Origin of the sequence: Sphingobacterium prati (assembly GCF_013167215.1) — a bacterium.
GTDB lineage: Bacteria > Bacteroidota > Bacteroidia > Sphingobacteriales > Sphingobacteriaceae > Sphingobacterium > Sphingobacterium prati.
Window position 1 is genome coordinate 542,203 of sequence record NZ_JABJWY010000034.1, and the last position, 24,945, is coordinate 567,147.

The 24,945-nt window shown below is 41.2% G+C and carries 23 protein-coding genes; 7 read left to right on the forward strand and 16 right to left on the reverse strand.

Annotation, left to right across the window (positions count from 1 at the left end; genetic code table 11):
- Window positions 1–6: 6 nt before the first annotated feature.
- From HPC41_RS12520 to HPC41_RS12540, 5 genes are read right to left on the reverse strand one after another with little or no spacing between them, the layout of a single operon-like run.
- Window positions 7–1,290 (reverse strand): ABC transporter substrate-binding protein, encoded by a 1,284-nt coding sequence (locus tag HPC41_RS12520; protein ID WP_172394343.1) that lies wholly within the window; start codon window positions 1,288–1,290, stop codon window positions 7–9.
- A complete protein-coding gene (guaA, locus tag HPC41_RS12525; protein WP_172394344.1) occupies window positions 1,247–2,797 on the reverse strand; it encodes a glutamine-hydrolyzing GMP synthase in 1,551 nt (516 codons plus the stop codon). The genes HPC41_RS12520 and guaA overlap by 44 nt, the downstream gene beginning before the upstream one ends.
- 42 nt (window positions 2,798–2,839) lie before the next feature.
- On the reverse strand, window positions 2,840–3,676 hold the full coding sequence (gene pyrF / locus HPC41_RS12530; protein ID WP_172394345.1) for an orotidine-5'-phosphate decarboxylase: 837 nt from the start codon (window positions 3,674–3,676) through the stop codon (window positions 2,840–2,842).
- 19 nt (window positions 3,677–3,695) lie between these two features.
- A complete protein-coding gene (locus HPC41_RS12535) occupies window positions 3,696–4,280 on the reverse strand; it encodes a TlpA disulfide reductase family protein (protein WP_172394346.1) in 585 nt (194 codons plus the stop codon).
- 18 nt (window positions 4,281–4,298) lie between these two features.
- Window positions 4,299–5,042, reverse strand: coding sequence for an RluA family pseudouridine synthase (locus HPC41_RS12540; RefSeq protein WP_172394347.1), 744 nt, complete (start codon window positions 5,040–5,042; stop codon window positions 4,299–4,301).
- Between the two features lie 82 nt (window positions 5,043–5,124).
- On the opposite strand from HPC41_RS12540, the gene panB reads away from it, so the two are divergent.
- The 6 genes from panB to HPC41_RS12570 all read left to right on the forward strand — a co-directional run bounded on the left by panB (window position 5,125) and on the right by HPC41_RS12570 (window position 12,443).
- Window positions 5,125–5,940 (forward strand): 3-methyl-2-oxobutanoate hydroxymethyltransferase, encoded by an 816-nt coding sequence (panB, locus tag HPC41_RS12545; RefSeq protein ID WP_172394348.1) that lies wholly within the window; start codon window positions 5,125–5,127, stop codon window positions 5,938–5,940.
- Between the two features lie 9 nt (window positions 5,941–5,949).
- Window positions 5,950–6,552, forward strand: coding sequence for a PH domain-containing protein (locus tag HPC41_RS12550; protein WP_172394349.1), 603 nt, complete (start codon window positions 5,950–5,952; stop codon window positions 6,550–6,552).
- A gap of 85 nt (window positions 6,553–6,637) precedes the next feature.
- Complete coding sequence (locus tag HPC41_RS12555) at window positions 6,638–6,793, forward strand: 30S ribosomal protein THX (RefSeq protein ID WP_172394350.1); 156 nt, start codon at window positions 6,638–6,640, stop codon at window positions 6,791–6,793.
- Window positions 6,794–6,982: 189 nt separating this feature from the next.
- A complete protein-coding gene (locus HPC41_RS12560) occupies window positions 6,983–8,044 on the forward strand; it encodes an efflux RND transporter periplasmic adaptor subunit (protein ID WP_172394351.1) in 1,062 nt (353 codons plus the stop codon).
- A gap of 6 nt (window positions 8,045–8,050) precedes the next feature.
- The gene (locus HPC41_RS12565; RefSeq protein WP_172394352.1) at window positions 8,051–11,134 is read left to right on the forward strand and encodes an efflux RND transporter permease subunit; all 3,084 of its coding nucleotides are present in this window, start codon (window positions 8,051–8,053) and stop codon (window positions 11,132–11,134) included.
- A 7-nt stretch (window positions 11,135–11,141) separates the two neighbouring features.
- Window positions 11,142–12,443, forward strand: a complete 1,302-nt coding sequence (locus tag HPC41_RS12570) for a TolC family protein (protein WP_172394353.1) — start codon at window positions 11,142–11,144, stop codon at window positions 12,441–12,443.
- 104 nt (window positions 12,444–12,547) lie between these two features.
- Here the strand turns inward: HPC41_RS12570 and HPC41_RS12575 are convergent, their stop codons facing one another.
- Window positions 12,548–12,814 carry a hypothetical protein gene (locus HPC41_RS12575; protein ID WP_172394354.1) on the reverse strand — a complete coding sequence of 89 codons (267 nt, stop codon included), beginning with the start codon at window positions 12,812–12,814 and terminating at the stop codon, window positions 12,548–12,550.
- A gap of 323 nt (window positions 12,815–13,137) precedes the next feature.
- On the opposite strand from HPC41_RS12575, the gene HPC41_RS12580 reads away from it, so the two are divergent.
- Window positions 13,138–13,863 carry an acyl-[acyl-carrier-protein] thioesterase gene (locus HPC41_RS12580; RefSeq protein WP_172394355.1) on the forward strand — a complete coding sequence of 242 codons (726 nt, stop codon included), beginning with the start codon at window positions 13,138–13,140 and terminating at the stop codon, window positions 13,861–13,863.
- 28 nt (window positions 13,864–13,891) lie between these two features.
- Here HPC41_RS12580 and HPC41_RS12585 read toward each other — a convergent pair whose 3' ends face one another.
- The 10 genes from HPC41_RS12585 to HPC41_RS12630 form a co-directional block, all read right to left on the reverse strand.
- Window positions 13,892–14,521 (reverse strand): gluconate 2-dehydrogenase subunit 3 family protein, encoded by a 630-nt coding sequence (locus HPC41_RS12585; protein WP_172394356.1) that lies wholly within the window; start codon window positions 14,519–14,521, stop codon window positions 13,892–13,894.
- Between the two features lie 19 nt (window positions 14,522–14,540).
- The gene (locus HPC41_RS12590; RefSeq protein WP_121121941.1) at window positions 14,541–15,974 is read right to left on the reverse strand and encodes a Gfo/Idh/MocA family protein; all 1,434 of its coding nucleotides are present in this window, start codon (window positions 15,972–15,974) and stop codon (window positions 14,541–14,543) included.
- A gap of 19 nt (window positions 15,975–15,993) precedes the next feature.
- Window positions 15,994–17,679, reverse strand: a complete 1,686-nt coding sequence (locus HPC41_RS12595; RefSeq protein WP_172394357.1) for a GMC oxidoreductase — start codon at window positions 17,677–17,679, stop codon at window positions 15,994–15,996.
- 43 nt (window positions 17,680–17,722) lie between these two features.
- On the reverse strand, window positions 17,723–18,967 hold the full coding sequence (locus HPC41_RS12600) for a nucleoside permease (protein WP_172394947.1): 1,245 nt from the start codon (window positions 18,965–18,967) through the stop codon (window positions 17,723–17,725).
- A gap of 95 nt (window positions 18,968–19,062) precedes the next feature.
- Complete coding sequence (locus HPC41_RS12605) at window positions 19,063–19,986, reverse strand: hydroxypyruvate isomerase family protein (RefSeq protein WP_172394358.1); 924 nt, start codon at window positions 19,984–19,986, stop codon at window positions 19,063–19,065.
- A gap of 15 nt (window positions 19,987–20,001) precedes the next feature.
- Window positions 20,002–20,985, reverse strand: a complete 984-nt coding sequence (locus HPC41_RS12610) for an FAD:protein FMN transferase (protein WP_172394359.1) — start codon at window positions 20,983–20,985, stop codon at window positions 20,002–20,004.
- Window positions 20,986–21,037: 52 nt separating this feature from the next.
- Window positions 21,038–22,351, reverse strand: coding sequence for a Gfo/Idh/MocA family oxidoreductase (locus HPC41_RS12615; RefSeq protein ID WP_172394360.1), 1,314 nt, complete (start codon window positions 22,349–22,351; stop codon window positions 21,038–21,040).
- Window positions 22,352–22,385: 34 nt separating this feature from the next.
- The gene (locus tag HPC41_RS12620; RefSeq protein ID WP_172394361.1) at window positions 22,386–23,354 is read right to left on the reverse strand and encodes a formylglycine-generating enzyme family protein; all 969 of its coding nucleotides are present in this window, start codon (window positions 23,352–23,354) and stop codon (window positions 22,386–22,388) included.
- Window positions 23,355–23,592: 238 nt separating this feature from the next.
- Window positions 23,593–24,183 carry a hypothetical protein gene (locus tag HPC41_RS12625; RefSeq protein ID WP_172394362.1) on the reverse strand — a complete coding sequence of 197 codons (591 nt, stop codon included), beginning with the start codon at window positions 24,181–24,183 and terminating at the stop codon, window positions 23,593–23,595.
- Window positions 24,184–24,188: 5 nt separating this feature from the next.
- Window positions 24,189–24,932 carry a hypothetical protein gene (locus HPC41_RS12630; RefSeq protein ID WP_246250627.1) on the reverse strand — a complete coding sequence of 248 codons (744 nt, stop codon included), beginning with the start codon at window positions 24,930–24,932 and terminating at the stop codon, window positions 24,189–24,191.
- Window positions 24,933–24,945 lie beyond the last annotated feature (13 nt).

The window sequence follows — 24,945 nt, forward strand, 5'->3', positions numbered from 1 at the left end:
CAAAGATTATTTTCTTTCAAATTTTTTATTGTGATAGACCATTATCCCCAAAGCTCTATTGGCATATCCCCACTTCGGATAAAACTCAAACCTGTAATCACTATTCAGCCCTGAGAATTTTTCTTGGGTGATATGGCTTACATAGTCAACACCATATTTATGCAATAAACGGCCAAAATAAACAGCCGCATCATAGCCCTTGTAAGAAAACTCCGAAGGATCTACCTTGTACAGCGATTTATAATTTGATATAAATTTTTTTGTGTCACTATCCGATTCATCGGCCAAACTGGAAGAAGTAATGGTCAGGCTGTAAAAATCCATGTTTTCAAAATTCTCGAAAGTGAGTTTCGAAAGATTTGGATGCCCATACAACTTAAATTGGTTACCAGGATTCAAAAACCGATCATCCATAGCATCCAACAGCCCCTTTACGAGGTTTTTATTAGCCGTTCCGGATATTATGTGATTCGTCCCTGTCAGGACAAGACTATTGTTGAGCTCATTGATGCTCATAATCGTTTTTACTTTTGCCTGTGTATTTGCTTTGGCAACTTCATTGGAAAAATTAACTAAAAACTGTTTGCTCTCATCATCACCAGCATCATAGATTAAAATCTGGTCACCATTATAATATTGTTCGGCCACGTACTTCGCCAATGTTTCCGAATGCGTGCGTATTGAGGGGGTCATCGACACGAGGTTGGGAACACTAAATTCCGAAGCCATAGTAGCCGCCAATGGGGACACCTGAAGAACGTTTTTGTTGGCAAAGGTTTGCGCAAAACTTTTAATTTCGCGCGGATAAACAGGCCCGACAACAATAGCAGCGTCTTTCACCGTTGCCGATGTACCCAAAGATGCATTGTAAGCTACATTATCACGCGAGTCAATCACCTGCAGATCAAACAGCATTCCATCTTTAGCGATCTTATCCAGACCTATCTGAAAACCTTGGTAAAAATCCAATGCCAGCGCAGAGCGCTCGACATCTTCGGTAGTCACTGTTTTAGCGATACTATTTAATTCAAATGGCAAAAGAAGTGCAATTTTATTATTTTTAACCGAATGGCCATTTACATTTTGCACATCGCCTACTTTTACGACCGGCTTATCTTTCTCTCCGTTTGGTTTAGTGACAGCAGTTTGCTGTTCGCCCCGACTAGAAGAGGGCGAACGCAATACGGTGCTTTTCTTGGTCGTACAGCTCGCCAGGCATAGTGCCACGAGAGCTGCAACCCATATTTTATTCCCACTCAATCGTAGCGGGTGGTTTTGAACTGATATCATATACAACTCTGTTTATTCCTTTCACATGGTTGATAATTTCATTTGAAATTTTTGCTAACAGGTCATATGGTAGATGTATCCAATCCGCAGTCATTCCATCAAGCGATCCTACAGCTCTTAAGCTGACGACATGCTCGTAAGTACGTTCGTCCCCCATTACCCCTACCGAGCGTACAGGTAAAAAGATCGTGCCAGCTTGCCATACTTTATCATACCAACCGGATTCCTTTAAGTTATTGATAAAGATTGCATCGGCCTCCTGAACAATTCTTACTTTTTCGGCAGTAATATCACCTAAAATACGAATGGCCAAACCAGGACCTGGAAACGGATGTCTACCCAAAATTGCCTGATCTACCGCTAATGCCTTCCCGACTCTTCTGACTTCATCTTTAAACAAAGTCTTTAATGGTTCAACAACTTTTAATTTCATAAAATCAGGTAAGCCGCCGACATTATGATGCGATTTTATGGTTGCTGAAGGTCCTTTAACCGAAACTGATTCAATAATATCGGGATAGATCGTACCTTGTCCCAACCATTTCGCTTCGATTCCTTCCGGTAATTCTTTTTGGATTTCCTTCGCAGCTTCATCAAACACATCAATAAAGGAGTTACCGATGATCTTACGCTTCTCCTCAGGTTCGGAAACTCCTGCCAAACGACCATAGAATAAGTCTTTCGCATTAATTCCCTTAATATTTAAACCCATATTTTTGTAAGAATCCAATACTTGTTCGTATTCGTCTTTGCGAAGCAAGCCATGATCTACGAAAATACAATGTAACTTCTGTCCGATCGCGTGGTGTAATAAAACTGCCGCAACAGTAGAATCCACACCACCAGATAAAGCCATGATCACATGGTCTTCACCCAGTTGTTCTTTCAAGGATGCTACCGTTGTCTCTACAAATGCATCTGGCGTCCAGTCTTGCGTACAACCACAGATACCGACAACAAAATTTTTCAACAAAATAGCACCATCCGTACTGTGTGTTACTTCCGGATGGAACTGTATACCATAAGTACGAGTACCTTTTACCTGATAAGCCGCTACGCGTACTTTATCTGTACTGGCAATGATATCAAAATTTGCTGGAACCTCTTTAATCGTGTCACCATGTGACATCCATACCTGAGATTGTACGGGTACACCTGCCAACAATTCATTTTCACTATTGACAAATTGCAGATTTGCACGACCATATTCACGGATTTCAGATGGCAATACATTTCCGCCCGATTTTTGAGCAATGTACTGCGCACCATAGCACACACCTAAAAGTGGGAAGCGCTCCTGAATAGCGACAAAATCAATTTGAGGTGCATCTTCTTGTCGAACGGAAAAAGGACTTCCTGAGAATATAACACCTTTCACAGATTCGTCAAAATCTGGCAATTTATTAAACGGGTGTATCTCACAATACACATTTAGTTCTCTGACACGTCTTGCGATCAATTGCGTGTACTGAGACCCGAAGTCTAGAATGATAATTTTTTCTGGCATGCTGCAAAGGTAAGTATTACGAATGAATTATTAAATGTCAAATCAGGAAATAATACCTGCTTTTAATAGTTCAATTTCCATTTCTTTTTGCAGTTTCAAGGCTTCCTCACGCGCGCGTTCTGCAAAATCACGTCCTTTTGAAGCGTATATAATTCCCCTAGTACTATTCACCAAGAGTCCACAATCTCTATTCATCCCATATTTGCAAACATCTTCTAACGAACCGCCCTGTGCACCGACCCCTGGAACCAATAGAAAATGTTCCGGTGCATGCTCACGAATCTTAATAAAGCCTTCTCCCCTTGTTGCGCCGACGACGTACATTAAATTGTCTATATTCCCCCAAGTATTTACTTTGTCAATAACCTGCTCAAATAATTGGAGTCCCTCCTTATTTTCAAAATTCTGAAAGTCCAAACTCCCTTCATTCGATGTTAATGCCAATACAATAGCCCATTTACTTTTGAAGTCCAAAAACGGTGTGACCGAATCTTTCCCCATATAAGGAGCAATGGTAATACTGTCGAATCCTAAACCTGAATTTGACTCATCAAAAAATGCCATCGCATAACGGCCGGAAGTATTTCCAATATCGCCACGTTTGGCATCAGCAATACTAAAGCAATCCTTTGGCAATGCGGCCCAGGTTTTTTGAAGCGATTGCCATCCTTTTAGCCCATAACATTCATAGAAGGCAATATTTGGTTTATAAGCGACACATAAATCAGCTGTAGCATCTATAATTGCTTTATTAAAACTATAGATCGGATCCTCATCATCCAAAAGGTGCTCAGGAATCTTAGTAAGGTCTGTGTCCAATCCGACACATAAAAACGAACGTTTCTCTTTGATTTGATGAATAAGTTCTGCTCTGGTCATGCTAATGTATAGATCGTAATTATTTGTTGATTAAATTTTGAATAAAAGTTGCTACATCGGGGGTAGAATAGTCAGCCATGCCCTCATGTCGTGTCGCCAGGTTGCCGTCTTTATCCAAAATAACTGTACTTGGAATTGACTCTGAAAGCCATTCTCTCGGGATATCACTGTTCGGATAGCTGATGGGTAAAGTTAGCTTTTCATTTTTGACAAAAGCAGCTGCTTTTTCCTTATCACCTTCTATCTCCACAATGAGGAATACCACCTTGGGATTGTCTTTGAATTTATCATAAAGCACATTAATGGAAGGCATTTCCGCACGGCATGGCCCACACCAGGTTGCCCAAAAATTGATAAACACCACCTTACCTTTTAAATCCGATACCGGCACCTCTTCACCCAATTGATTCACAAACGAAACGGCCTTTTCTATCCCCGCGCTGAGAGGCTTCGCAACCTGTTGTGGTGCTTCCAATTTCGGTTTAAAAAAGCCGATTTTCATCAGCAGCTGATGAAAATAACTTCTGCTCGTCGGCCATATTAACAAAGCGATGAGCAGCGCAAAAACGACGTTCCCAATTATCTTTTTTGTTTTTGGATTCATAAGAAATAATTATGGTGGTTAAGCATCAAACTTATCCAACAACTTCAGCAAAGTCGCAAAATCCTTCGGATAAGGTGCCTCAAACACCATCTGCTCGCCATTCAATTCAAACTCGACATGCTTGGCATGCAAGGCAAAACGTTTCATGATCGGTTGTTCTTCTTCATCTTTGGATAAAGTATAGCCTCTTTTCTTGATTTGCGAGAGATAAACAGGTTTTCCGCGGTACATGCTATCGCCCACGATCGCCGCATGCTGTGTAGCCAAGTGAATACGGATTTGGTGCATGCGCCCAGTGATCGGTTTACACGCTACTAACGTATAATTCTTATAATATTTAAGGGAATTAAAGATGGTTTCGGCAGGCTTGCCATTTGCACGGTCAATAGAAACATTTTTATTACCTACGTTTAAAATAGGTAAATCGACTACAAGATCCTGAAAGGTATGCGTCCCTCCAATGATGGCATGATAAATCTTATTGACCCTGCGCTTTTCAAATGCGATGGAAATCGAACGGTAGGTCTCCGGATTTTTTGCGATCAACAAAATACCTGAAGTCTCCTTATCCAAACGATGGCAGACTTGAGCGTCAGCATGATATTTCTTTGCCAAACGGAGAATGTTAATCTCTCCCCCTTCCCTTTCATCCAATGAAGCAACAAAAGGTGGCTTATTTATAACGATCAAATTTTCGTCCTCATGGATGATTAATTCTGAAAATTTGGGAAATTTAAATAGACGGGTTTCATTCTGTATCATTTTACAAAAATACAAAACACGAGCAGAATATTGCCCAATGTATGATAAAAACCTTACTTTTGGGCATACAATATAAGTTAAGATGTCTGTAAACAAAGAAATAAAGCGAGTAAGTACAGCAATGCTACAAGCAATGAAAGAACGTCAAGAGAAGATTTCGATGTTAACCAGCTATGATTACTCCATGGCCAAAATGGTAGACAACGCTGGTGTGGATGTCATTCTGATCGGAGATTCCGCGGCCAATGTCTTTGCCGGCTACGAAACAACCTTACCGATCACGCTCGACAATATGATCTATCATGCGGCGGCCGTTGCCAGAGGTACCCAGCGTGCCATGGTCTTGGCAGACTTACCTTTCGGTAGCTATCAGGGCTCTGCAAACGAAGCATACAATGCTGCAGTACGCATGATGAAAGAATCTGGTGCCCATGCGCTGAAATTAGAAGGCGGCCTGGAGATAATTGAAAATATTAAAAAAATTATCTCCGGTGGAATCCCAGTTTGTGGACATTTGGGCTTGACTCCGCAATCCATTAATAAATTTGGAAACTTTGGTGTACGTGCAAAGGAAGAACAAGAAGCAGCCAAACTTATTGATGATGCACTAGCTCTTCAAGAGGCAGGCTGTTTTGCCATCGTTTTGGAGAAAATTCCAGCCGCTTTGGCCAAAACCGTAACCGAGAAATTAGCCATACCAACAATTGGGATAGGTGCCGGCCCAGATTGCGACGGACAAGTGCTTGTGATCAATGACATGTTGGGCATGAATGCAGATTTCAAACCTAAATTTATGCGATATTTTGCCAATCTGCACGAGCAGATCACCACAGCTGTAAGCAATTACGTTGCTGAAGTGAAAGCTGTAAAATATCCAAATGCAGACGAACAATATTAACTGAGCACGATGAGATTGTTGATTGTTGGACTAATTCTCCTTGTTGCGTATCTGATGATTCGGAAAAAGTTTAAATTTTCCGAATCATCAGATACCAATTCCAAAAATTTAAAATCTGGTTTTCAACTGATAGAAGCACCAGCTGCGCTGATTCAATCCACCCTTAAAAAAACAATCTCCAATACCCTTATGGGTGTGGTTCTTATCCTTATTACGGTATTACTCGTTGTCAAAATAAAGCTTGTTTTATTCTTGCTTCCAATCGCCTTCTTTTTAGTGGGCTACCTGTTCCTTTTCAATAATCACTTCAGCAAGATCAAAAGACAGCAGATATGGTTTAATGCCAAAACAAATGAGGTTTTTGTGGAACAGCTTAAAGCTGATAACTATGCTTTTAACATTTTCCGGGACATACAGGGCGTACAGCGGATTGAGTCTGTTCAGACAACAAGAGGTCTGCTGTATGGCTACTATCGGATAAAACTAAAAGATCGCATCCTGGAGATCCCCTATCTCGTAGCGGAAAATAAACCGGCCAATAACCTGTTTTTTGACACCATCACGCAAAACTTTAAAATTGACATTCAGAAAAGAATTTTTCCAATCATTTAACACTTAGTAAATTGCACATCCGAAAGGAAAGTGGTATATTTAGGCTTATCAACAATATATTGTTAAAACCAAAATATTTTATACTATGGGAAAAGGTGATATAAAAACCAGAAGAGGAAAAATATCAAATGGTTCTTTTGGAAAAAGAAGGCCGCATTTATCGAAAGCTTCCATCAAGCCAAAAGTAGATGACGCAGCTCCAAAGGAAGTCGAACAGAAAGCAGCTAAAGCTAAAAAATAGGAAGCATAAAGCTAGAACAAGGTTTCTAGCTTTTTTTATACGCGTGCATAATCCGGCAAATTGATACCATGATATATTTATCGTTGCCATGAAAGTCGGTATTGTAAAATCCTTTTGACAACTGATATCATCATTAGAATAAACCTATCTTTATCCGTCAAATCAAAAACCACATAAGGACTATACCGCATGAATAAAAAAACAACCATCTACATCCTTCTAGCCTGTGCTGTTATCGGAGGTGGATATTTCCTCATAAATCCAAAAAAAGACAAGAAAGAAAGTGCTCAATCTGCTGTCAAAAAAGATACGCCTGTCGCCGCGCAAGCAATTATTGCCAGGTCATCTGTGGCGGATAGGTCCATTAATTTGTCGGGCAGTATAGATGCCGAAGAAAAGGTAGAGATCAGAAGCGAGGTCAGTGGTCGAATTACAAAAATTTACTTTTCCGAGGGCCAGCGTATCCAACAGGGGCAACCTTTGATCAAGATTGATGATATTGAACTTCAGGCGCAACTAAAGCAGGCCCAGACAGCAAATCAGCTTAATGCCGAAAATGAACGCCGGGCAAAACTGCTGCTCCAGAAAGGTGCAATCAGTCAGGAAGAATTTGACATTGCCAGTGCAGCCTTAAAAACTGCACAAGCGCAGATTCAGTTGATCCAGGCGCAGATCTCCAAAACAACTGTGCGCGCGCCATTCAGTGGCATGATCGGCTTAAGAAATATTTCAGTCGGTGCGATTGTCTCATCCAATACCCTGATCGCAAATTTAGTCAAGGACAATTCGGTCAAGATCACATTCGCCATCCCTGAAAAATACAGCAATGTAGTCAAATTAAATGTGCCCATCGAATTTAGTGTAGCCAATGATCCAACGGTCATCAAAGCAAATATTTATGCAATAGAACCTGAAGTATCGCTAAGCACCCGTACACTGACTGTCCGTGCGCGGGCAGCAAATGAGCAGGGACGGCTTCGGGTAGGATCCTTTGTCAATGTTATCCTTCCGATTGAAGTAGAAAATGATGCGATCGCTATTCCAACGGAGGCCATCGTCCCTGTTCAAGAAGGCAAAAAAGTATTTATCCTACAGAATGGGCTAGCAAAAGAAACCAAAGTGGAAACGGGCGCCCGTACCGATAAGGAGATCGTTATCTTATCTGGAATAAGCGCAGGAGACACCGTATTGACAACTGGTGTTCTTGCTTTAAAAGATGGAGTGAAGGTTAAAGTTTCACTAGCTAACTAACTGTACATGAATTTTTCAGCTGTTTTTATAAAGCGTCCTGTTTTAACCATTGTCGTCAATATTACGATTATCCTATTTGGCTACATTGGGTTTAGTTTTCTGGGCGTTCGTGAATACCCTTCCATTGACCCCGCGATCGTATCGGTGCGCACCAATTATGCGGGTGCCAATCCCGATATTATCGAATCGCAGATCACCGAACCTTTGGAGAAGGCGATTAACTCCATTGACGGTATCCGAAATATATCGTCCTCGAGCAATCAGGGTTCCAGCAATATTACAATCGAATTCGATCTAAAGAAAAATCTGGAAGAAGCGGCCAATGACGTACGTGATAAGGTATCACAGGCCGTCAGAAGTTTGCCTCAGGATATTGATGCACCTCCTGTAGTATCAAAAGCAGATGCTGACTCCGACCCGATCATTACGCTTACCTTGCAGAGCGAAACCCGAGATAAGCTTTCATTGAGTGATTACGCAGAAAATGTGATATCCGAAAGACTACAGACCATTCCGGGCGTCAGTAGTACGCAAATTTATGGTCAGAAACGTTATGCTATGCGCCTCTGGCTCAACCCAGAACGTATGGCTGCTTATGGCATTACTGCATCCGATATCCGTACCGCGCTGAACAATCAGAACGTCGAACTGCCCTCCGGTAAAATTGTTGGTAATACCACCGAATTAACGGTAAAAACAGTAGGAAATCTTTCCTCCCCCGAACAGTTTAACAATATTGTCCTAAAAGCAGATAGTACACGGCTAGTCAAATTTATCGACATTGGCCATGCCGAAATTGACGCTGAAAATTTAGAGACAAAAATGGTCAGCAACGGTAAACAACTGGTCGGTGTTGCCATTATTCCGCAGCCGGGAACAAATTACCTTGATATCGCCGACAATTTCTATAAGATGCTCGATCAGATGAAAGAGGATATCCCACAGGATATCAGCATCAATATCGCATCCGACAATACCAAATTCATTAAAAAATCCGTTGTTGAGGTAGCTGAGACTTTACTGATCTCAATCATTTTGGTTACACTTATCATCTATTTTTTCTTTCGGGACTGGGGAATAGCCTTACGTCCTTTATTGGATATCCCCGTATCACTGATCGCAACGTTCTTTATTATGTACATATTTGGTTTTTCGATCAATGTACTTACCTTGCTGGCAATTGTATTGGCGACAGGTCTTGTGGTCGATGATGGGATTGTCGTTACCGAAAATATCTTTAAGAAAGTGGAAGAAGGCATGTCCCCTATTGAAGCAGCGCTAAAGGGCTCAAAGGAGATTTTCTTTGCGGTCATTTCCATTTCCATCACACTCGCCTCTGTTTTCCTGCCTGTGATATTTTTAGAGGGCTTCGTGGGCCGCTTGTTTCGGGAATTTGGTGTGGTTATTGCTTCAGCCGTCCTGGTATCGGCCTTTGTTTCACTGACCCTGACACCCATGCTCAATGCTTACCTGATCAAAGGCGGAGGTCATAAAAAGACCCGCTTTTATGAATGGACCGAACCCATGTTCGTGAAAATGAATAAGGGCTATGCCAGTGCACTGGATAAATTCATGAAGTTCAAATGGATCAGTTTTCCGATCTTAGTGATCTGTTTTGCCATCATCGGGATAATCTTCTCCTCAATCAAAAAAGAGACCGCTCCTTATGATGACCGGAGTAGCATTATGGTCAATGTGACTGGGCCGGAAGGTGCAACATATGAATACATGGATCGCTATATGCAGGAGCTGGACAAACTGGTTTACGATTCTATTCCTGAAAATAAGATTAGTTTAAATATCACGTCTCCGGGTTTTGGAGCTAGTTCTGTCAACTCTGGGCGGATTCGGATGACCCTAGTGGATCCCGAAGAACGCAGCAGGTCGCAGGACGATGTGGCAAAAGAGCTGACTAAATGGACAAAGAAATACGATGGAGTACGTGTTAATGTTTCGCAAACCCCAACCATTTCCATGAACCGTAGGGGCGGTTTACCTGTGCAGTACATTATTCAGGCACAAAATTTTGAGAAGCTTCAGGAGAAGATTCCTGAATTCATGAATGAAGTGAATAACGACCCAACATTTTCGACAACAGATATCAACCTGAAATTTAACAAACCCGAACTCCATGTCGAAATTGACCGTTTAAAGGCCCTGAGTATGGGGGTATCCGTACTTGATGTTTCCCAATCCCTCCAACTGTTGTTAAGTGGACAACGTTTCGCTTACTTTATGCGCGACGGTAAGCAATACCAGGTGATCGGACAGGTAGAAGACGATAGACGGGCAACGCCAACAGATCTGACCTCGATTTATGTCCGCAATAATATCGGACAGCTCATACAGCTGGATAATGTCGTTAATGTAAAAGAAGAAAGCAGTCCGCCCCAACTTTACCACAATAACCGCTACATGTCAGCTACGGTTTCCGCTGGACTGGCGCCTGGCATGAGTATGAGCGACGGTATAGCAGCGATGGACCGTATCAAGGAGAAAGTACTGGATCAGAGCTTTACAACCGACCTCAGTGGCGAATCCCGCGACTTCGTAGAAAGTAGCTCCAATACCCTATTTGCTTTTGGATTAGCCCTATTGCTGATCTATTTGATATTGGCTGCGCAATTCGAAAGCTTCCTGGATCCCTTTATTATCATCCTTACCGTGCCGATGGCTGTAGCCGGTGCACTGATCAGCTTATGGTTGTTTGATCAGACATGGAATATATTCAGCCAGATCGGAACCATCATGCTGATTGGTCTGGTGACGAAGAACGGTATTTTAATTGTTGAATTTGCCAACCAGATGCGGGAAGAAGGCATGGAAAAATTTGAGGCCATTATGCATTCCGCCGAATCTCGTTTGCGACCTATTTTAATGACCAGTCTTGCCATCGCACTAGGTGCCTTACCAATTGCCATGTCTCTTGGAGCAGCCTCGACAAGCCGTATTGGTATGGGAGTAGTTATTGTCGGAGGTACCATTTTTTCGCTCATATTGACTTTGTTCATTATCCCTGCAATCTATTACATGTGGTCAAGACCAAAGAAACACAGACCTGAATTTGATAACATTAAAAGCTACGAATAGATCAGACATGAAGAGAAATATAATCATCGCACTGCTGCTTAGCTTCATTCTATTTCAAGCCCGTGCACAACAAGTATTAACACTGGAAGAGGCCCTGACAACCACTTTGAGCAACAACTTCAATATCCTGTTGGCAAAAAATGACAACAAAATAGACATTGAAAATACCAGCCTCGGCAGTGCTGGGATGCTCCCTGCAGTCACTGGGAGCTTTAGCCGGAGCAATTCCATCCAAAATTCCCGCCAGGTCCGGGCTGATGGTCAAGTGCAGCAGATTTCCAATGCAAAGAACGACAATATGTCCTATGGAGTCAATCTCAACTGGACAGTATTTGACGGATTTGGCATGTTTGCCCGTCGCGATAGATTTAAAGAAATACAGCGTCTAGGTGAAGCCGAAATCAAATTTGAAGTGATCAGCCAATTGAGCGAAGTCTTAGCAACTTATTACAATTTGGTACAGCAGAAACGTTTATTAAATGCTTTAGACACGACCATTGCTCTATCTCAATATCGCGTCACGTTGGCCGAAAACCGTCTGAAAATCGGAAAGGGATCCAAATTAGATTTATTGAACGCAAAAGTAGACCTGAATACAGATCAGACGAATTTGCTGCGACAACAAGAAAGCTTCCAAAATACGAAGACTTACTTGAATCAGCTAATGACCCGTGACCTGGGAATAGATTTTCAGGTAGAAGATGAGATGACGCTGGATACCGAACTTAAACTAGGCGACCTGATCCAGATAGCTGATGAACAGAATCCGCAAATTCAATTGGCACTCATTAACAGGCGGGTTGCTGAATTGAACCTAAAATCTGTAAAAGCCGAACGTTATCCCAAAATAGGACTGAATACGGGATATAATTGGAATGAATCTCACTCTTCATTGGGTTTCTCCACGGAGAACAAAAATAAGGGGCTCAACTATGGCGTCACCGCTTCGCTAAATATCTTTAATGGATTCCTACAAAATAGAAACGAACGAATTGCCAAATTTCAGATGCAAAGCACAGAAATACAGATTCAACAACAAAAGCAAAGTATACAGGCGCAAGTTCGGACACTATTTCAAACCTATATCACCAGTATAGAACTGGCAAACGTAGAGAAAAAGAACGAAGAGCTTGCCAAAGAGAACCTCAATATCACGATGGATAAGTTTCGTATCGGAACAATCACGACATTGGAAGTTAGGACAGCGCAATTAAATTACATCAACGCGATGACCCGCAGCTATACAGCTCAGTACAATGCTAAAGTTTCAGAAATACGCCTAAAAGAACTAACCGGCGAAACCTATTGAATATGCTCAATTATTTGCCTCAAAAGCGCAAACTAAGATCTTTCCTTTTAGGATTAAATATACAAAGAAAAAAGGCTCCCGAACGTATTCAGGAGCCTTTCGTATTAATAGTCAATTGCAATAATAGACCGCAGTGGGATTAATACGCCACTTTTGATCTGAATATATCTATCAGTTAATGACCACACTGTGGTTTCGATACGCTTTGGTCCGGAATCTGTTTGAAAGGCTATTTCAGTTTTGGATTTAAATTCGTTTCCTAACCGAAGTGCCCCTTTCAATTTATCCATAAATGTCGCTGACTTATCTTCACTCGCAGGGATAAATTTAAATTGAGGAATTTCCTCTTTAGCTATTAGTTCTCCAACCATAATATTAGCATTTAATGTGTAAATTTAATGTTCGCGCTACACTAGATATAACGCGATAAAACCAATCTTATTTTATTATTTTATGCCATTGGCTTATTTAAATCTACCTAATCTGATGATAATAATCAATTAAATATTTGAAAACCATCATTTATTTTACAATAAAAAAACGATTGGCGGTTTTCGCTTTTTTGTGCTATTAATGCCTGAAATTTGCCATACAATACAATATTATCTGAATATCTTAAAATTATGTCATTTCATTTTGATTTAAGGGATCAAATCAGTCATATTGCCTAATTTTATAAAAAACTAGACAACAGATGGAAAAATCAGTCTTTGAGAAAAACTGGGAAATTTATTTTACACAATGCTACTCCAATGGTCGTATCCGTTTCTCCGACTTATCAAATATCCTTCAGCTTACTGCTGGCGAACATGCGACCAGCCTTGGTTTCGGTTTTAAAGACATGGCTAAGCACAACCAAACCTGGGTACTCAGCCGAATGCGTATTGAAATCAACAGACTGCCCAAATGGATGGACATCGTTCAGGTAAGAACATGGATACAGGAATTAGAAGGCGCGCGCTCTACACGTAATTTTGAAATTTTGGTGAATGGGCAAATGTATGTCACAGCCACAAGCTATTGGGCAGTGATCAATACCGTAAAGAGGAGTTCTGAAAATTTGGCCATTTCAGCGGATGATTTTACAACTTACCCAGACCGGCCCGCAACACAGCGGCCATTCTCAAAATTGGATATTTCGCAGCCTGTCAAAAATATTGATCAATATAGCGTCAAGTTATCCGACCTTGATATTGTCAATCACGCCAATAATGTAAAATACCTGGACTGGTGTATGGATAGATTACCGATCGAACTGGTGTTGACCAATCAAATCAAATCCTTGGAGATGAATTACCTCAGAGAACTCCGCTACAATGACAACGTGGACATCAATGGCGATTCAACTAACAATGGCTATTTTATGACTGTGACAAAACAAAAACGCGTTCATTTTGCGCTGGAAGTAGAGACTAAATAACGAAGGGGGCTAGGCCCCCTTTTTTATGTTAAGCGAATGCTTTATCTCCTTTTTTGTACGGAAGGTTCCCATCATATTTTCCGGGGATTTTGACAAAACGCAATGCTTTTGTACAGCCCAATTCCGAATTAAAGAAACCTGTCAACGTCAATTGTTTAAACATCGTGAACCAGTGTGGTGGATCGTTTTCTACGTAATTATACAATTGATTTTGTTTTTCTTTGTTTTTCTCTAGAATATCCTTTTGGTCTTCGGCCTGTTTTTTATTAAACTCATTTGATTCTTTATCCAAAGCTGCTGCTACTGCTGTCCGATCTGCAGCTGAAAGCTCGAGGAAAGGTTTTCCCTTCACTTCCTTCGCTTTATCGTCCAAGCTGGCAAAACCCGTCATAAACGCTTTTTGCTGCTTCTCAGTGTAGCAATCGCGCACCATGACTGGGATAAAGCTCCCAACACCAGCTTCTTTTGCTCCAGGAGTTGCTGTTGCTGGTAAAATAGCTTCGGCTAAATCGCCCAATAAATCTGTTGTTTTTGCTTCGAATAAGGCTTCCACATCTTTTGTAGCCGAACGCGTACAACCTTCCAAAAATAAATTGGCGCCGATAACGGTCCCTCCTAAAATCAAGGCAACCCGTTGTAATGCTTCTCTTCTATTCATACTACTAAATATCTTAATTTTAGAAATTATACTTCATTTCCCAACCTTGTCTATAGTTCCGTTTGACGTATTGATTCACGTGATCAAAATTTGTCACACGCATATTGTTGTTATCCCATAACAATTTCAAATTACGTCCTGGATATTTTCCGTCTATACGTAAGTCAGCACCTCTGATCGCTAAATTAGCCATTAACAAAGCCTCTGTCAAAGGACCAGCGATTTCGAAAGGAGAACTCACCTCTTTCTTACCATAACCTGCTTGACAAGCTTCTACCCATTGTGCATAGTGACCGGCTTCTTGTCCTGGTACACGTGCATATTTCTGAGCGACCTGATCTTTTCTTGATGTTGGCAATAAACGTGCATTCTGACCGTACGTATCGGCCAAAATTTTACCTTTTGTACCTACCAATAAGATACCGTTACCGCCGTCACCAAAGATTTCATTTGGACCCAATTCATCCGGACGTGCAGGTTGAATACCACCATCCATCCAATGTAATGTTACCGGGCCATTTGTACGCGGTGTTTTAGGGAAGGTCAATGTTGCGTGGCTTGACGGAGGACAGCTTTCAGGGAAATATCCACGTTTAAATTCATCCACATAGACAGATCCTACAGTTGCCTGCACATCTTGTACGTAAGTCAATCCTAATGTACTGAAAGGAACTTCCAATAAGTGGCAGCCCATATCACCCAATGCACCAGTACCATAATCCCACCAACCACGCCAGTTGAAGGGCACCAATTTATCCACATACTCTTTATATGGAGCAGTTCCCAACCAAAGATCCCAATCCAGCTCTTTCGGAATCTCTGCTTTACCTGTTGGCCATGCAATACCAGAAGGCCATACCGGACGGTCAGTCCAACAGTATACCGTATGAACATCACCGATTAACCCAGCTTCATACCATTCACGTACAAAACGTGGCCCATCGTTGGATGCCCCCTGATTTCCCATTTGGGTTACCACTTTATATTTCTTCGCTGCATGCGTCAATGCTCTCGCTTCCCAAACATCATGTGTCAGAGGTTTCTGAACATAAACGTGCTTGCCCAGTTGCATTGCCGCCAATGCCTGGATCGCGTGTTGATGATCTGGAGTCGAAACCGAAACAGCTTCAATGCGTTTATGCTCTTTGTCCAACATCTCACGGTAATCTTTATAATATTTTGCTTTTGGGTAACGTTTCAACGCACCTGCAGCGCGACGATCATCCACATCACACAAGAAAGCGAGATCCGCCTTACCTGAATCATGAAATGCGTTAATGTCGCTGAACCCTTTACCACCTACACCAATACCAGCCACTTGTAACTTATCACTAGGAGCGATGAAACCATTACCTCCTAATACATGACGAGGAACGATCATGAAAGCTGCGGCAGCGGTTGCCGCAGTCTTTAAGAAATCTCTTCTACTCGACTTATTTGAGTTATTTTCCATTGTTATCAATCTTTAGCTATTAGATATTACCTTTTTTCAATTCACTAACCGCAAAATCGACCGCACGTGCAGTAAGTGCCATATATGTAAGTGATGGGTTAACACAACCAGCAGAAGTCATACAGGCTCCGTCCGTAACAAATACATTCAAAGCATCCCATACTTGGTTATTGCCATTCAATACCGATGTTTTAGGATCGCGTCCCATACGGGCTGTTCCCATCTCGTGGATACCTTGGCCAAATCCATATACATTATCGTAAGTATAAGTATCCTTTACGCCAATGCTCTCCAACATTTCCTTCATCTCATTTTGCATGTCACCACGCATTTTTAACTCATTATCTTTGATTTCAGCATCAAACGATAAGACAGGTAAACCCCATTTATCTTTTTTGCTCTTATCCAGGGTGATTTTATTCTCATGGTAAGGCAAAGTTTCTCCGAATGCGGTAAAACCTACGCTCCAGTCGCCAGCTTCACAGATCGCATCTTTCCATGCGCCACCAACTTCCATCTCCGCAACCGCCCCAGACCAACGGCCCCGACTTGCTGCGCCCTGATAACCAAAGCCACGAACATAATCACGTTTTTTGGTATCTCCTTCAACGTTCACAAAACGTGGTACATAAAGACCTGTAGGACGACGTCCATACACATAACTATCCAAATGGCCTTCTATTCTACCCCCAGCTCCACAGCGGAAGTGATGATCCATTAGGTTATGACCGAGTTCTCCACTACTGCTACCCAATCCACCATCCCATACATCTGTAGCTGAGTTCATCAATACCCAAGTTGAATTTAAAGCAGATGCACATACAAAGATTACTTTAGCAAAAAACTCGTATGTTTTATTTGTTTCAGCATCAATAATTTCGACACCTTTTGCCTTTTTCGTATTTTTATCGTAAATAATCTTTGTGACAATAGAAAAGGGACGTAAGGTTAAGTTATTTGTCTTTCTTGCTGCCGGTAAAGTCGCCGATTGAGTACTGAAATAAGCACCAAAGTTACAACCCAACCAACATTGGTTTTGATATTGACAGTTGACACGGCCTTCGTGCGGAACAGTGATGTTCGCAGTACGCCCCATAATAAAGTGACGTTGTCCGCCATATTGTTTTTTCAACCGTTCAGCAAGATCCTTCTCCACAATATTCATTGGCATTGCCGGCATATAGTCTCCATCAGGAAGAGAAGCAATTCCATCTCTATTTCCAGAGATACCAGCAAATTTTTCAGCATAGCTATACCACGGAGCAATATCTTTATAGCGGATCGGCCAATCTACACCATGCCCATCTTTCAAGTTAGCCTCGAAATCCAGATCACCTAAACGATAAGATTGTCTACCCCACATTAAAGATCTTCCTCCTACATGATATCCACGGAACCAGTCAAAACGCTTCACCTCTGTGTATGGGCTTTCTTTCTCATTTACCCAAAAATCCAAATTTTTCTCATTTAATGGATAATCTCTGCGCAATACCGGATAGTCTTCGATCATCTGCTGCGTGCGACCACCTGCATGAGGCCATTCCCATGGATTTTTGTTTGGCGCAGTATAATCCTTAATGTGTTCGATATTACGACCACGCTCTAGCATAATTGTTTTCAGTCCTTTTTCTGTCAATTCTTTCGCAGCCCATCCACCACTTATCCCCGAACCGATCACAATTGCGTCATAAGTATTTGTTGCCATCTCTCTTCTAATTATTTGTTTTTTAAATAGTTATTTTTTTCGTTTAGTGTGTAGCATTGGTACTATCTATTTTCTCATCTTTGAATAGCGCTAGAAAGATAAAAAATACCACAGCTGCAATAATAGCAGGAACAACCCAGGTATGATTCCAAAATCCTGCTAAATCAGTTGTTTTTAATTCTTTATATTTATCACCTACATAACTTGCTACCCAGAAGCCAATCAACTGACCAACACCGTATGTTGCCAATGTAATCAAGCCCTGCGCTGCAGATTTGTATTTAATGCCAGCTTTACTATCTGTATAAATTTGTCCCGAAACAAAGAAAAAATCATAACAGATACCGTGTAAGGCGATACCAACAAGTAACATGAATGAAAGTTCACCCGCGTTGCCATAGGCAAATAGCAGATAACGGATCACCCAGGCCAACATCCCTACAAGGATGGTTTTCTTAAAGCCAAATTTGGTAAAGAAAATCGGAAGCGCCAATAAGAACAAAACTTCTGATGCTTGACCAATAGTCATCTTACCGGTTGGGTTTTCTAATCCGATTTCGGTAAGAAATAAGTTCGCGTTTGAATAGTAGAATGCTAAAGGAATACAGATTAAAACGGAGGATACAAAAAAGATCAAAAAATTCTTGTCTTTCAACAATTTGATTGCATCCAAACCAATAATTGATGCGAATGATGGTTTTTCACCTTCATCGAGTTTGACTGGAGGTGTTTTTGGTAAAGCAAAGGAAAACACCCCTAATACCAAAGAAGCAACGCCTGACATCAAGAATGTATTTTTCAAGGCACCATCAGATGCGGCAGCATCCCATTTAAAGATATAGCTAATTGCCAAGCCCGCTACGATCCATCCAATTGTTCCCCAGATACGTATGCCTGAAAATTGCTTTTCCGGATTGGTCAATTGGCGAAATGAAACTGAGCTTGCTAAAGCCAATGTTGGCATATATAAAACCATATAAGCCAATACATACGGATAAAAAGTAGACATGTCAGCCGCCCCGTACATCTGATACATTAATACGGCACCGACTAAGTGCAAAACACCCAAAATACGCTCTGCATTAAAATAACGGTCGGCAATCATTCCTACGATAAAGGGTGCAATGATCGCGCCCAATGATTGCGTCGAAAATACATTGGCCATTTCAAAATCCGTTGCATGCAGATTCTTACTCAAAAAGGTGCCTAATGTGACAAACCATCCCCCCCAAATAAAAAATTCAAGGAACATCATGAAGGATAGTTTAAATTTTATTGTTGATGAAATCATAAAAAAAATGGTGTTTTACAATACTACTAATTGGTTTTACCTGCTCAATTTAAGAAATTAAATCTAATTGTCAATAGTACACTATTAAAATATTACAAAAAGCTATCTACCTCACGGTAGGCAGTTACCAGTCTATCTTCTCCTTCCTTGCCAGGCTTAGAATTCCCATGTTCCATGCCCATTATACCTTTATATCCCTTACTATGAATGTGTTTGAAAATATTTTTGTAATTGATTTCACCAGTAGTAGGCTCTTTACGTCCCGGATTATCACCAATTTGAATGTAGGCAATTTCTTCCCAACAGCGGTTCATGTTTGCGATCAAATCCCCTTCCGTACGTTGCATATGGTAGATATCATACAAAATCTTACAAGAGGGACTGTTTACGGCTTTACATAGCGCATAAGTTTCATGCGTTTGCTGTAAAAATAAATCCGGTGTATCACTTAACGTTTCGAGAACCATCACCAAACCATGGGGTTCAAAGATCTCCGCTCCTTTACGCATTGCTGTAAGGATATTACCGAATTGATTCCCCCAGGGGAGTCTCCGCTCATAGAATCCGGGAACGACCGTAAGCCATTTCGCATTACAGCGTTTAGCAGCCTCGACAGACTTATGACAAGTTTCTATAAATTTATCCAAAAATTCCTGTTTACCTGTCGCCAGGGAAGGCATCCAATTTTGACCACCATCAACCACAAATACTCCCATGGTCATTCCCAATTTGGCCAATAGATCACCTATTTTCTTTTGCTCATCCAATGTACGACCGAGGTAGCCGTTGTCTTCAATTCCGCGAAATCCTAAATCATACATGTAGCGAATTTCGTCTAGGAAGTTGTCCCCAGCGTGATTCTTGAACATTCCTTGATGTGGTGCATAATTTAAATTAAATGTCTTTCCTTTATCCGTCATATTGGTTGCATTTTGATGTGCTGAAGCAAATGTATGACCGGATAATCCGGCCCCAGCAGCCAAAAGGCCGCTTTTGATAAAATCTGATCTCTTCATTTTGTTTATAGTTGATTAATTTTTGAATAATTTACCAAATCCATCCGAATAAATCGTCTGAATCGTCTGCTTTTTATCATGATAAATGACAAAAACTTCTATGCCTTTCAACTTCCTGGCTTTAGCAATAATTTCAGCGGGCTCCATTCCCATAAAGTAGTTATCCAAGGCGTCTGCATCCATGGCGGTTTTGGCATATACCGAGACACTTAAAACGCGCGTTGTATAGGGAAATCCTGTCAGCGGGTTTATATGATGGCCCATCTTTTTATTTTTATATTGAATAAACTTTTCAAAACTACCGGCCGTGGTTAAAGCTCCGGATCGGAGTTGGACAATGGCCGTTATTATCTCCCCCTGTTTATTTTCATCGGGATGTAAAATACCAATTGAAAAGCCCTGTTGCTCAGGTGGCGCTCCCGATGCCCTGATTTCGCCTCCCACTTCCACCATATAACTCGACAGCCCTTTATGTTTTAGGTGGTCAGCCAGCACATCTACTGTGTAGCCCTGTGCAATACCGTTTACATCAATCTTAACACCCGGTTTTTTCTTTATTAGCCGTCTGCCCTTCACGTTGAGATAGTGCATACCAACAAATTTCTTTGCCTGATAGACCGTTGCCGAATCTGGTACAACTTCGCTTCTTTTCACACCAAAGCCCCAAAGGTTGACCAGTGGGGCAATGGTAATATCGAATTGGCCGCTGGATAGCTTGTTATATCGAAATGAAGCAGCGATGACATGAGCCATATGTTTATCCATTTCGATATGTGTCGCAGTATCCTGGTTGAACAGGGATATCTTCGAATCCTTATGGTAGACCGACATCGATAGATCAATAACTTTTAAGATACTATCTATTTCCTGACGCTTGACAACGCTATCCGTTGCGAAATAAGTAATGTGAAACTGTGTGCCTTGTGCAGGGCCCTCCAGGCGAATCTTGCGCAATTCTTTTGAAACCGTTTGCGCCTGTATAGCAAGCGTGGATAGCATAAAAAAGAATATATAGCAAATTTTACTGTTTAGCCCCATCACCGCACAGCTATTAAATATAAAGGTTTGTATTTTGACCAGGATTAGCTACGGCATAAAAACCTTCGGTATCAGGCAATAACTTCGGTTTAGCATCCCATGCGAGTACATCTGGCCCTAACTTGATGCTGGATTTCAATGCCTCATCCCATTTGATAACCTTACCTGTATAACAAGCAATACGACCAATGATACCAGTTAGTGTACTGTATGCGCCATACTCTGCATTCTCAAACTTATACTCACCTTTAGAAATCGCCTCGAAAAGTTCTTTGTGCTCCTGTTGGTAAGGGTTTGGATTACCTTTCGCATCATGACGATAGATTTCTTTACCTTTCCAATCATACAATACAGCTTGTCCACCGGCAGAGAGGTATACACGGCCTTTTGTCGCCTGAAACTGCTCGTCGACACGATTTTGTATTCCTTCAAAATGTCTACATTGGCTATATACCACACTGTTGTCCGCATAGGTCAATTCCAACGCAAAATTATCATAGATCTCACCATACTCTTTACCGGTACGATGCGCCCGGCTTCCAGTCCCTTGGATAGACACCGGATAAGATCCTTTCACCCAGTTGGCAATATCAATATTGTGTACATGTTGCTCAACGATATGGTCTCCGCACAGCCAGTTAAAGTAGTACCAATTCCGCATCTGATACTCCATTTCTGTTTGCTCAGGCTTACGTGGGCGTACCCATACCCCGCCCGAGTTCCAATAAACCTGTCCGGAAGTAATATCACCGATTGCACCATCGTGAATACGTTTGATCGCTTCGCGGTAATTTGTCTGATAGCGACGTTGTAATCCAACGACAACATTCAGCTTTTTACGTTTAGCTTCGGCTGCCGCACGTATGACCTGTTGTACCCCCGGAATATCGACCGCAACAGGTTTCTCCATAAAAACATGTTTTCCTTGACGGATAGCTTCTTCAAAATGTGCTGGCCTAAATCCCGGAGGCGTGGCCAAAATAACAACATCAGCCAATTTTATAGCCTCTTTATAAGCATCAAATCCAACAAATTTATGATTATCGCTGACATCAATTTTATCTTGCCATTTTTCCTTAAGCGTGTTATATGTACTATCTAAATTATCTTTAAACGCGTCAGCCAAAGCGACAACTTTGATATTCGCACCCGAACTTAGCGCATCGAAGGTAGCCCCCGTACCTCTACCCCCACAGCCCACTAAGGCTATTTTGATAACATCAGAACCAGCAGCGTAAGCCCCGGATAAAGGCAGTGAGCTCAACATGGCACCGCCTGCAACCACGGCAGATGTTTTAATAAAATCTCTTCTTTCTAGATTTTCCATAATAGTTTTATATTGATATTGATTATTTTATTTTTTAAAAATCTTTTATTGGTTTTTTATCATAATAAGCCATAATCTCCTCTTGGCTAGGTGGGTTGACTGGTCTAACTAAACGCAGGCCGACAAATGGTGCTTCTGGAAACCACCAATTGCTTTTTGGAACTTGTGGATCTAATTGTTTCCATATTGGATCCGAAGCAGCACGGGCAGCCGAACGAAGGTCCGCAGCTGCACTGTCGAAAGCACCACCGCGAACGACATGTGGATACAAAGTCGTTGGAACAACAACCGGATTTATCAACACTTTATCCTTGCCCTGGGCATAACTATCTGCCTTATATTGATCATAGGTCCATTCGCCGACATTACCATAAATATCGTAAAGACCCCAAGGATTTGGCTTTTTCTCTCCTACAGCATGTGTTTTTTGCTCGGCATTATCTTTAAACCAAGCATATTCAGCGAGCTGAGCATCATTGTCACCAAAGAAATAAGCAGTATTAGCTCCAGCGCGAGCAGCATATTCCCATTCCGCCTCTGTAGGAAGACGATAAAATACGCCTGTGCGTACATAAAGCCACTTACAAAATTGAATCGCGTTATAATGAGTCATAGCAAGTGCCGGATGCCCCTCTTTACCAAAACCAAATGTCATATCAAGATAGGGTTTTGTAGGTCGGGTTACCGCATCTATTTCTGGGGCAACTTTACCATCCTTGCTTTTCGCGATTTCATAATCTTTGTACAAAAAGGGTTCAAACAAATCCCAGGTTACTTCGTACTGCCCCATCCAAAATGGGTCGAGCTTAACTTCATGTACCGGTTTTTCATCTTCTTTTCCGCCAGAAACGGATCCCATTTTAAAACTTCCGCCGGGGATAGCCACCATTTTAAACGAAAGACTGGTCCCCGCAATGGTCTGCTCATAAGGATCAAATTTCGTCTGAGCAAAGGTATATGCTCCAGCTAACAGCAAAACAGGAATTAAGAATCTTTTTAACATATTTAGGTTTCTATTTAAGGACTAAAATATAAAATAAGGTGTACACTTTACACTTTGATAGTATAACTTTTTTATTACAGTTTAATTCCGTAGCAAAAGAGTCAATCATAATAACGGTTTAGCAAATCGAGCTTGCCCTCTCTACAGCACTCAACAAATCAAAAAGATAATTCTGTTCATAAAAAAGGTTTTCCATGTGCATGGAAAACCTTATTATCTTTTGCTGCGCTATAGTTTTTTATAACAGGATTTTTCGGCTTACCGTTTTGTCAATGGTAATGTATCCTGGGTAAAATATCGATTGGCCAGCAATATTGATTGAAGGTTTAATTTTTAACGTAAATATTCCTTTTTTATTCTCATCACTGGACATTAAAAAATTTTGCAGGTCTGAATTTATCAAAAGATCATAAATATTGGTCGAAATACGCACATTAGCTATAGTAGACCCGCCTGGCTCAATTTGTAAGGATTGATTGACAATCCCCTCGACAAGTTGCTGGCCACCATAAAGGATGATATACTGAAATTTATTGATTGATGCTTTCTTTAGGGTTGGATTATCTATTTTGAGACGGATAACAGCATCCAATGGAATATCCTTCCGTAGGTAGGCCAAAGCCAAGCTAGGTGCTGCCCCTAGATCAACCTGATTATTTTTGATCAGACGCTGTAAAGATGTTCCTGCCAATCGAATACTATCAACTGATTCCACATCAAACTTACATTTTGCCAAGTTCTCGATCTGTGCTTTTTGACGATTCACTCCACATCCGGAAATGAACAAACCTAAAAATACTAAACACGCAAATAAAATTTTCTTGCTCATAGCCGCTATTTTCCTCCAAATTTATACAAAACTCCTAGTGTAAACAATGGATAGCCCGCTTTTAAATATGTATTACTTTTAAAACCGAAAACCATACCATTTGTATACTGTAACTTCCATCCTTTTCCAAGCCCCATCCTTGTATAAAATACAGGTTCAATGAGCATGTTGTCTTCTTTCTCCACTGGCAGACCATCAATGGCAAAATTCTTCATCCGCATATTACTCAGTCTTATAATAGTCCCATAATCAATATCATGTCTATTACCGAACAATTTCAGGGCATCTTTCTTCTCGGACGAAAAGTTTACTTGCACAAATACCTTATCAAAATCCATATCCTGCGTCTCCACAATCGCCTGTCCCATTGTTGAAGATCGTTTGTCAACTACACTTGTAGTCCCCAGTCCGTATCCTCCATATACCTCAAATACACGATTATTTTTTCTACCAAAACGCGTATAGTACCCGATCCCCGCTTCGCCCATTTTCTGTGCATAGTCTTTCGTATTGGATTTGTTATCCACATAAGACCCATTTGCAATAACAGCGACATGATCGGTCACCGCTACGCCTAGATTTGCAGACACATTTGCCTTTGTATTGATATTCCCTGAAACATATACCTCACCCGCTTCTGTAAACATGGGCGCCGAAGGCACATTGGGCATATAAATGGAACTACAGGAATATAATGAACAGGCAAACACCCCAACACACATACCATATCCCAACTTGTTGTATTTCATATGTAAATAATTA